The organism is Devosia equisanguinis (genome assembly GCF_900631955.1).
Taxonomy (GTDB): domain Bacteria; phylum Pseudomonadota; class Alphaproteobacteria; order Rhizobiales; family Devosiaceae; genus Devosia; species Devosia equisanguinis.
In genome coordinates this window covers 22,900-31,789 of sequence record NZ_UZWD01000011.1, presented here as the reverse complement: position 1 = coordinate 31,789, position 8,890 = coordinate 22,900, and the positions used below count along the sequence as shown (strand labels likewise).

Below are 8,890 nucleotides of genomic sequence, written 5' to 3'. Positions count from 1 at the left end.
CAAACACACGTACCATCTCTTTACCGTCTCAAAACCAATCCAAAAGCCCCGGCCTCAAAACCGGGGCTTTTCTGCATCAAAATTACCAAATCCCGGGATGAACAACGACACCTTCAACGCCCAATGCAGCGCGTGTTTTGCCCTGTGCTGCACCGCGCTCTCCTTCCAAAGGGGCACCCAGTTCGCGCATGACAAGCCGGCGGGCCAGCCCTGCCACAACCTTGCGGCCGACTTCAGCTGCCGCATCCATGCACGCCGCGAAGAGCTCGGCTATGATGGCTGCGAGGCGTTCGACTGCTTGGGTGCGGGGCAAAGGGCCAGCGCCATGTTCGCCGGCGAGAACTGGCAGCGAGATGCCAGCGTCGCAAGGCGCCTCTATGCCAGTTTCTCCATGCTGCTGCGCCTACAGGAGATGCGGCAGGCGCTCACCACTGCCGCCGATCTCGATCTCCCGCCGGACTTGCACAACGAACGGCAGGGCTTGCTCGACCGGTTGGCGGAACTGGCCGAAAGCGGCCGGGAAGATCTGGCCGGAGACAGCAGCACAGCCTTGGCCGCTGCCAAGACCTTCCTCAAGCGCCTGGCCAATGTCATCGCTGTCTAGGACCGAAAAGCTGCGTACGATCCCAATGTGGACGCAATCGACCCGCTAGTGGTGAGCTGCCTGCAGATTGTGCGCCACCCGCGGGGTTGACCTCGGCGGTTGAAACGCCATGCTGGCAATTGTTCCTACCGCTATCGTCGAGATCCATGCGCTTCCTTGTCCTGCTCTTTGCCACGCTCTTCCTGCTGCTGCCCGCTCATGCGCAAACCACATCAGCAGAACCCACCGCGACGCCGGCCGATGAGCTCATCCGGATTTTGGAAGACGATAGTGCACGCGCCGAGCTGATCGAGCGTCTGCGTCAGGCAGCGCCGGGTGAGGTGACCGCCGCGCCGGAAGCGCCTCCCGATCTCAGCATTGCCCGACAACTGGCTGAATATACCAGAAGCGTCGCCCAGGGCGCTTCGCAGACGGTGCGGGCGGTTGGGGGCGTATTCACCAATATGCGCGATGCCTTCAATGGCACGCTCAATGCCGATCTGGGAATGCTGCGCGATCTGGCGGTCAATCTCGGCATTGTGCTGGTCGGCCTGTTCGGCAGCTTCTTCCTGCTGAGCCTGCTTGCCGGTCGCCTCAGCGCCAGAATTGCCACGCCATTGGCCGGACGCTCCTTGCTGGCCCGTATCGTCGGGCTGGGTCTCGTGCTGCTGATCGACGCGGCCACCATCATCATCGCCTGGGCCCTGGGCTATGTGCTGGCGCTCAATGCCGGCACCATGCCATCCGGGCAGATGGGCATTAACCAGACGCTGTTGCTCAACGCCTTCCTCGTGGTGGAATTGAGCAAGCTGGCGGTGCGAGCGGTGCTGGCCCCGCGCTACCCATCGATCCGTATCCTGCCGGTCAGCGACGACAATTCGGCCTATTGGTCATTCTGGGCGGCGCGGATCATTTCGCTGCTCGGCTACACCTTCATGTTCGTTGCGCCCATGCTCAACGGGACGATTGGTCCGGCGGCGGGGGCGGCGGTGCAGGTGCTGGTGATGGCCACCGCGGTGACCATCGGCATCATCATCGTGCTGCAAAATCGCGACGACGTCCGCAACTGGCTGGCCGAAATAGCGGCCCGCCGTGGCCAGGACGGTGCAGGGCGCATTCTGGTGATCGTCGGCCGCCACTGGCACGAACTGGTGATCATCTATCTCCTGGCGCTGCTGGTGGTGTGGTTCGCCAATCCCGATGAAGCGCTACCCTTCATGCTGGGCGCCACGGCGCAATCGCTGATCGCCATCGCCGTCGGCGTGTTGATCACCAGCTTTGTGGGGCGCTTCGTCACTGCGGGATTGAGCCTGCCGGAGGATGTCCGCAAGCGCCTGCCGCTCCTCGAAGGCCGATTGCGCGCCTTTGTGCCTGGTGTCATGACCGTGGTGATCTGGGTGGTGGTCGCCGGGGTGATCATTGCCATCGGCCAGGCCTGGGCCCTGTTCGACTTCGCCGGCTGGGTGGCCAGCGACGAGGGACTGGCCGTGGCCGGCTCGGTGGTCTCGGCGGCGCTGATCGTGCTGGTGGCCATCGTGCTGCATGTGGTGGTGGCGTCCTGGGTCGAATATCGGCTCAACACCACGGTGGGCAAGGTGCCGACGCCGCGCGAGAAGACGCTGCTCAATCTGTTCAAGAACGCCTTTACCATTGCCCTGGCCATATTCGGGCTGATGCTCGCGCTCGCTCAGATTGGCGTCAATATTGCGCCCTTGCTCGCCGGTGCGGGTGTGGTCGGTCTCGCCATCGGTTTCGGTGCGCAGAAGCTGGTGCAGGACATCATCACCGGCATCTTCATCCAGTTCGAGAATGTGATGAACGAGGGCGACGTGGTCGAGGTCGCCGGCCGCTCGGGGGTGGTGGAAAAGCTCACCATCCGCTCGGTGACCATTCGCGATATGAGCGGCACCATTCACCTCATCCCCTTCTCCTCGGTCGATCAGGTGTCCAATATGGTGCGCGGTTTCTCCTTCTACGTCGCCGAGGTCGAGGTCGCCTATGACAGCGATATCGAGGTGGTGAAGCAGACCATGCGTGATGCCTTCACGCTGTTGATGGAGACCGAGCACAACAAGGTCATCCTCGATGATCTCGACCTGCCCGGGCTGATTGCATTGACACCGTCCTCGATGAAATTGCGGGCCCGCATCAAGACGCTCGCCGGCAAGCAATGGGGGCCTGGACGGTTCTATTCGGAGACGCTGAAGCGCCTCTTTGCCGAACGGGACATCCGCACACCGACGCCGCGCGTTTCCTATGTTCCTGGCGCCGCCGGGCATCTGACCGACGAGGGCAGCGGCTGAGGCGGCAACAACTTCGTGATCGCCAGCAGGCCAAGACCGGCTTGGCCTTAAGCTCATCTTAATTGGATGGGTTAAAATAGTCATATCTGCCGTATCGGGGGCGACGGCTCTGGGTGCGTCCGGCAAGCGCCGGGCGTGCTCGTGACTTTGTTTGCGTAGCACGAGGCCAGATATGCAAAAGCCAACCCTTTTCCGTCATTCCCTCGGCCGCCTTGTGCTTGCCGGTGGTGTTATTGCCAGCATGCTGGTCGGGCAGGTGGGCGCCGCCACCGCCAATAGTGCCGATTTCGTGCGCGGGCTCTGGCCCGCTGCCCAGGCTCAGGGCGTCAGCCGCCAGGCCTTCGATGCATCCTTTGCCGGTTACAGCCCGATCAAGCAGGTGATCGAGCTGACCAAGAAGCAGCCCGAATTTACCCAGACGGTGCAGCAATATGTCGATCGCCGGGTTACCGATGCCCAGGCCAGCAAGGGCCGCGCCATGCGCTCGGAATGGACCCAGACGCTGGGTCGAACGACGCAGCGGTTCGGGGTCCAGCCGGAGATCGTTCTGGCGATCTGGGGCATGGAAACCAATTTTGGCGGCTTCATGGGCGGCAATAACACCATCCATGCGCTCGCCACGCTCACTGAAAGTGGCTATCGCGCCGATTTCTTCCGCAATGAGCTGCTGACGGCGCTGCGTATCGTTTCGGATGGCCATGTCGCCCCCAAGCAGATGGTGGGCTCCTGGGCGGGTGCCATGGGCCATACCCAGTTCATGCCATCGAGCTTCATGCGTTATGCCGTCGATTTCAACGGTGACGGGCGCAAGGATATCTGGAATTCCATTCCGGACGCCTTGGGCTCCACTGCCAACTATCTCAATGCCTTCGGCTGGCGGCCGGGCGAAACCTGGGGCTACGAGGTCAAACTGCCTGCAGGCTTCAACTTCGCGGCGGCTCGCGATGCCGGCAAGCTGACGGTGGGACAGTGGAAGCAAATGGGGATCACACGCGTTTCCGGGCGGGATTTTCCGCGCTCCGGTGATGTCGCCCGGCTCTATATGCCGGCTGGCGCCAATGGCCCGGTCTTCCTGCTGCTGCCCAATTTCGAAGTCATCAAGCGCTATAACAATTCCGACAGCTATGCGCTCGCCGTCGGGCATCTGGCCGATCGCATCATCGGGGGCGGGCCGTTCGTGACGCCCTGGCCGGCGGGCGATTATGCGCTCTCCAAGGCGCAGCGCGCCGAGTTGCAGACGCTATTGGCGCGGGCCGGTTACGATGTGGGCACGGCCGATGGCGTCATCGGTCCCAAGACGCGCGCGGCGGTGATGGCCTTCCAGCAGCGCCAGGGCCTCGCCGCCGACGGCCATGTTTCTGGCCTTGTGCTCGAGCGTTTGAAGTGATCTCGGCGTTAACCTCTCGTTAATCATCAGCGCGCAGAATTGTCGGGCTTAAGTAGAGGGCAGGTAGCGATCGATCACGGCGCGCCTGCCCTCGCCCATTCTGCGGCCGTCATAATATCCCCAGCATTGGCGTGCATAAGCCGCCCCAATCCGGTTCAAGATCCAGTCCGCCATGACCTTATTTCGTGCTGCTATCGCGGCGATGTTCGCTGTTCTCGCTCTCCTGCCCGGCACCGCCTCGGCGCTGTCGATCATGGATCCGTTCAACCTGCCTGCCGCCATGGATGGCGGTACCTCAAAGGTGGGGGACGGCATCGCCTATGCCGACGGCACCAGGCACAAGCTCGACGTCTATGCGCCCGAGCAGCGTGGCGCGCCGGCACCGGTAGTGTTCTTCATCTATGGCGGCGGCTGGAACCGCGGCGAGCGCAGCGACTACCAATTCGTTGGCCGGGCGTTAGCGTCGCGCGGCTTCGTTACCGTCATCGCCGATTACCGTCTGGTTCCGGAGGTGGTCTATCCGGGCTTTCTCGAGGACAGCGCCAATGCGCTTCGGTGGGTGCAGGACAATATCGCCAATTATGGTGGTGACCCCAATCGCCTGTTCCTGGCCGGTCACTCCGCCGGGGCCTATAATGCGGTGATGCTGGCCCTCGATCCGTCCTTCCTCAAGGAATATGGGGTGACCATGCCGATCCTGGGCGTGGCGGCACTGTCTGGTCCCTATGACTTCTACCCCTTCGAATATGACGAGGTGCGGACCACCTTCGGATCGGCGCCCAATCCGCAGGGCACCCAGCCGATCAATCTGATCACCGCCGATTCTCCGCCCATGTATCTGGCCACCGGCACCACTGACCCCATCGTGCGCATGCAGAATACCGAGCGCTTCGCCGACCGGCTGCGGGCTCAGGGTGTGTGGGTGACCACTCAGTATTATGATGGTTTCGGTCATATGGAGCCGGTAATCGCCATGGGCGCGGCCTGGCGCTGGCGCATGCCTGTGCTTGAGGACATGGTGTCATTCTTCCAGCGCTTCGGCGCCTTCCCCAGTGGTGTGCCCTATGTGGCCGTGGCCCCCGAGGCGCCCGAAATGTTGCCCGAGGCCATTGCGCCGATGGAGCAGATCGTCAGCCAGCTCAATTCCATGTTCCAGCCGATCGAGGACTGAGGCACGTCTGCTGATACCGCCTGGCAGCAATCCTGGCGCCAGGCCGGCCAGCGCGATTTCGCCTTTGGGTGAATCGCGCTAGCCTTGGCACATGCACGACCATCTTCGTTATGCCGATGCCAGCCCCGATCGCCAGCGCGCCGCGCTGGTGGAGATCGTACGGGCACAGCCCCATCTCATGGCCATTCTCGAGGGCATGAATGCTCTTGGGCTGCCCGATCCTCTGCTGGCCTCTGGCGCTGTTTACAATACTGTCTGGAACACGCTCACCAATCGGCCGGCATTGACCGGCATCAAGGATGCCGATGTCGTCTATTTCGACGCTGCCGACCGCAGCTACGAGGCCGAGGACGCAGTGATCCGCCGGGCCGCCGCACAGTTTGCCGGCCTGCCACTACCGGTCGAACTGCGCAACCAGGCGCGGGTGCATTTGTGGTTCCCCGAAAAATTCGGGGTGGCCTATCCCGAACTCAAGAACAGCGCGGAAATGATGCTCTACTTCGCCTCGCGCACCCATGCGGTCGCGGTGCGGCTCGAACCCGATGGCGAGATATCGGTGCATGCCCCTTTCGGGCTCGACGATATTTTTGGGTTTCGGGTGACGCCCAACCTCGCGATCGACAACAGTGCGACACATGCCAAGAAGGCGGCGCGCGCCGCCAGCGTCTGGCCGGAACTCACCATCGTGCCTTGGCCAGACCGCTAGGCTTCGCGCAGGATCGCGTCAGGCTGTCGGCTCTATGGTCACCGAGGCCGCGGAGCGGGTGGAAGGGCCGTGATAGACCGCTTCGATATTGTTGCCGTCCGGATCGATGATGAAGCAGGCGAAATAGCCCGGATGGTAGTGGCGCTCCCTGGGGGCGCCATTGTCCTTGCCGCCGGCGGCCAGCGCAGCCTCGTAGAACTTGTGCACCGCCGCTCGGTCCTTGGCCTGAAAAGCCAGATGGATATGGGTGGGGATGGTGCCGGCATCGGCGGCGTCGATGAACAATTCGTCGGCCTGAAGCCACTTTTCGCTCATGGCTGTCACCGGAATGTCGAGAGAAGCGAGCACAGCCTGATAAAATCGGGATGTCACTGCAAAATCCCTGGCGCGCAAATGCACATGATCGAACAGGCGCCCATTGTGAAACTGCATTTCCATTCTCCCTGGTAAAGGCCAAAACAAAACCGCCCGGAAATTGTTCCGGGCGGTTGTCGTCTCGTGTCAGCAGTCTATTCGGCCTGGTCGGCCGAGGCCGAATTGAGCTGACCGTATTTTTCTGGCCCGATCTTGTCGAGCAGTTCGAGCTGGGTCTCGAGGAAGTCGATATGACCTTCCTCGTCGGCCAGCAATTCCTCGAACAGGTTCTTGGACACGTAATCGCCCAGCTTTTCGCAGAGTTCGCGGCTGGCCTTGTAGGAGGCGCGAGCGTCGTACTCGCCGGCAAGGTCAGCCTCGAGAACTTCCTTGATGGTCTGGCCGATGCGCAGGGGCGCAACGCGCTGCAGGTTAGGATGGCCTTCGAGGAAGATGATGCGCTCGATCAGGCGATCGGCATGGTGCATCTCTTCGATGGATTCGGCGCGTTCCTTGGTCGCCAGCTTCTTGTAACCCCAGTCGTCCAGCAGGCGATAATGCACCCAATACTGGTTGACGGCACCAAGTTCGAGGAAGAGGGCTTCGTTAAGCCGCTCGATGACCTGTGCTTCGCCTTTCACGACGTTCTCCAATCCGTTGTCTTTTGAGCTTTTCCAGCCCGGACTGAAGCGTGATCAGTTCGGCGGGCGGGTGTGCTTGCTGCGCGTGGTAGTTTTCGGTGACCCGAACGATAATGTCCACCACATTCGGTACGCAGCCGCTGCATTTGGCGCGGCGGTTGAGTTCAGCATAGACTTTGGCGGGAACGACGAGCTGCCAGGGATCGGCCTTGAGCAGATCGAGGACAATGCCCTCGATTTCGGCAGACGTGATCATATTGCACTGGCAGACGAGCATTGTTCAGGGGCCGGTCGTTCTCAACGGCTGGGAATAAACGCTCCCCATACATGAATGTCAACGTCATAAATTGACGCGTTTCTGCCCAAGTCTCTCATCACCCTCAATCAGGAGTTGCCGTTGCTCCTAGCCTTGCTAGATTGCCGCAAGCGGCTTGAAACTTGGGAGAAAGCCTTGTCCAAATCTTTGATCGTCCGCGGGCCGCTTGCCGGCCTGTCTCTGGTATTGGCAGCCGGTCTGGCCTTGCCTGTTCCCGCCGCATTGGCCGGACCTGCCTTCGATGCGTGTGCTGCTGCGGCCGCAAGCCAGTATGAGCCCGGATTTGAAACGATCGGGCGAGAAACCTGGGATATCGACACGACCAAGGCGATCGAATTGTGCAGCAAGGCGCTGCGCGAAGAGCCCGATTCCGCGCAGGTAAAGGGCTGGTTGGCCCGCGCCTATTTCGCCAATGGCGATACCGAGGATGCCGTGCCGCTGTTCGAGGAAGCCTCCGCGGGCGGGCATGTGGTGGCCCTGGCCATCTATGGGGACATGCTGACCACTGGCGATGGCGTCGACCAGGATATGGAGCGCGGCGCACAATTGCTGACCGAGGGCGCCGAGGCCGGCTTCGCCATGGCTCAGAACAGTCTCGGATTGTCCTATGATTTCGGCGAGGGCGTCGAGCAGGACTATACCGAGGCTGCCCGCTGGTATCGCGCTGCCGCCGAACAAGGCATGCCCAAGGCGCAGTCCAATCTCGGCCTGATGTATCAGGACGGGCTGGGCGTGCCGCGCGATTATGTCGCCGCTGCTGCGTGGTTTGAGCGTGCCGTCGATCAGGGCGATCCGTCCGCCCAGGTCAATCTCGGCAAGGTGCTGCAGGACGGGCTGGGGCAAAAGGCCGATCCGGAACGTGCTGTCGAGCTCTATACGCTGGCCGCCAATCAGGGCGACCGTTTCGGCCAGAACAATCTCGGCTTCATGCTGGAAAACGGCATCGGCACCGAGGTCGATCTTGAAGCGGCCGCAGAGAATTACCGCCTTGCCGCCGACCAGGGCATGGCGCTGGCCAAGCACAACCTGGCGCTGCTCTATGAAGATGGTCGCGGGGTAAAGCAGAACTACAAGGAAGCGCTCGATCTCTATACCGAGGCCGCCGAAGGCGGGGAAATGCGCGCCGCAGTCAATCTAGGCCTGCTTTATCTCGATGGGCTGGGCACCGATGTCAACTATGACGAGGCGCTGCACTGGACGCAGATCGCTGCCGATGCTGGTCAGCCGATCGGCCTCAACAATCTCGGCCACATCTATGAGAATGGGCTGGGTGTTACTGCCGATCTCGACCTGGCCAAGAGCTATTACCAGGCCGCCGCCGACCAGGGGTACCAATTGGCGGTCGACAACCTCGCCAGGCTCAATGCAGGTGGGACCACGCCCGCTGTGGGCAAGACCAAGACCAAATAGGCTGGGTCGCAACACGTTT

Annotated in this window: 9 protein-coding genes; 6 read left to right on the top strand and 3 right to left on the bottom strand. The window is 61.8% G+C overall.

Features of this window, described 5'->3' with window-relative positions:
* The first annotated feature begins 97 nt into the window (after positions 1-97).
* The 5 genes from DEVEQU_RS03880 (at position 98) to DEVEQU_RS03860 (ending at position 6,150) form a co-directional block, all read left to right on the top strand.
* Positions 98-604 (top strand): hypothetical protein, encoded by a 507-nt coding sequence (locus DEVEQU_RS03880; RefSeq protein ID WP_126149257.1) that lies wholly within the window; start codon positions 98-100, stop codon positions 602-604.
* 146 nt (positions 605-750) lie between these two features.
* Positions 751-2,886: a mechanosensitive ion channel domain-containing protein gene (locus DEVEQU_RS03875; RefSeq protein ID WP_126149256.1), complete on the top strand. Its 2,136-nt coding sequence runs from the start codon at positions 751-753 to the stop codon at positions 2,884-2,886.
* 172 nt (positions 2,887-3,058) lie between these two features.
* A complete protein-coding gene (locus DEVEQU_RS03870) occupies positions 3,059-4,273 on the top strand; it encodes a lytic murein transglycosylase (protein WP_126149255.1) in 1,215 nt (404 codons plus the stop codon).
* 172 nt (positions 4,274-4,445) lie between these two features.
* The gene (locus DEVEQU_RS03865) at positions 4,446-5,444 is read left to right on the top strand and encodes an alpha/beta hydrolase (protein ID WP_223214094.1); all 999 of its coding nucleotides are present in this window, start codon (positions 4,446-4,448) and stop codon (positions 5,442-5,444) included.
* 91 nt (positions 5,445-5,535) lie between these two features.
* A complete protein-coding gene (locus DEVEQU_RS03860) occupies positions 5,536-6,150 on the top strand; it encodes a nucleotidyltransferase family protein (protein WP_126149254.1) in 615 nt (204 codons plus the stop codon).
* Positions 6,151-6,168: 18 nt separating this feature from the next.
* On the opposite strand, the gene DEVEQU_RS03855 is transcribed toward DEVEQU_RS03860, so the two are convergent.
* The 3 genes from DEVEQU_RS03855 to DEVEQU_RS03845 all read right to left on the bottom strand — a co-directional run bounded on the left by DEVEQU_RS03855 (position 6,169) and on the right by DEVEQU_RS03845 (position 7,422).
* Complete coding sequence (locus DEVEQU_RS03855) at positions 6,169-6,582, bottom strand: VOC family protein (protein ID WP_126149253.1); 414 nt, start codon at positions 6,580-6,582, stop codon at positions 6,169-6,171.
* Between the two features lie 77 nt (positions 6,583-6,659).
* Positions 6,660-7,145: a bacterioferritin gene (gene bfr / locus DEVEQU_RS03850; RefSeq protein ID WP_126149252.1), complete on the bottom strand. Its 486-nt coding sequence runs from the start codon at positions 7,143-7,145 to the stop codon at positions 6,660-6,662.
* Positions 7,111-7,422 (bottom strand): (2Fe-2S)-binding protein, encoded by a 312-nt coding sequence (locus tag DEVEQU_RS03845; protein WP_126149251.1) that lies wholly within the window; start codon positions 7,420-7,422, stop codon positions 7,111-7,113. Before DEVEQU_RS03845 ends, bfr begins: the two co-directional genes overlap by 35 nt.
* A 174-nt stretch (positions 7,423-7,596) precedes the next feature.
* Here DEVEQU_RS03845 and DEVEQU_RS03840 point away from each other — a divergent pair, with 174 nt between their 5' ends.
* A complete protein-coding gene (locus tag DEVEQU_RS03840) occupies positions 7,597-8,871 on the top strand; it encodes a tetratricopeptide repeat protein (RefSeq protein ID WP_126149250.1) in 1,275 nt (424 codons plus the stop codon).
* Positions 8,872-8,890: the final 19 nt, after the last annotated feature.

Bases quoted from the DNA above. Each gene is read 5' to 3' on its own strand.
- DEVEQU_RS03880 (WP_126149257.1), top strand. From the start codon at position 98: ATGAACAACGACACCTTCAACGCCCAATGCAGCGCGTGTTTTGCCCTG.
- DEVEQU_RS03875 (WP_126149256.1), top strand. From the start codon at position 751: ATGCGCTTCCTTGTCCTGCTCTTTGCCACGCTCTTCCTGCTGCTGCCC.
- DEVEQU_RS03870 (WP_126149255.1), top strand. From the start codon at position 3,059: ATGCAAAAGCCAACCCTTTTCCGTCATTCCCTCGGCCGCCTTGTGCTT.
- DEVEQU_RS03865 (WP_223214094.1), top strand. From the start codon at position 4,446: ATGACCTTATTTCGTGCTGCTATCGCGGCGATGTTCGCTGTTCTCGCT.
- DEVEQU_RS03860 (WP_126149254.1), top strand. From the start codon at position 5,536: ATGCACGACCATCTTCGTTATGCCGATGCCAGCCCCGATCGCCAGCGC.
- DEVEQU_RS03855 (WP_126149253.1), bottom strand. From the start codon at position 6,582: ATGCAGTTTCACAATGGGCGCCTGTTCGATCATGTGCATTTGCGCGCC.
- DEVEQU_RS03845 (WP_126149251.1), bottom strand. From the start codon at position 7,422: ATGCTCGTCTGCCAGTGCAATATGATCACGTCTGCCGAAATCGAGGGC.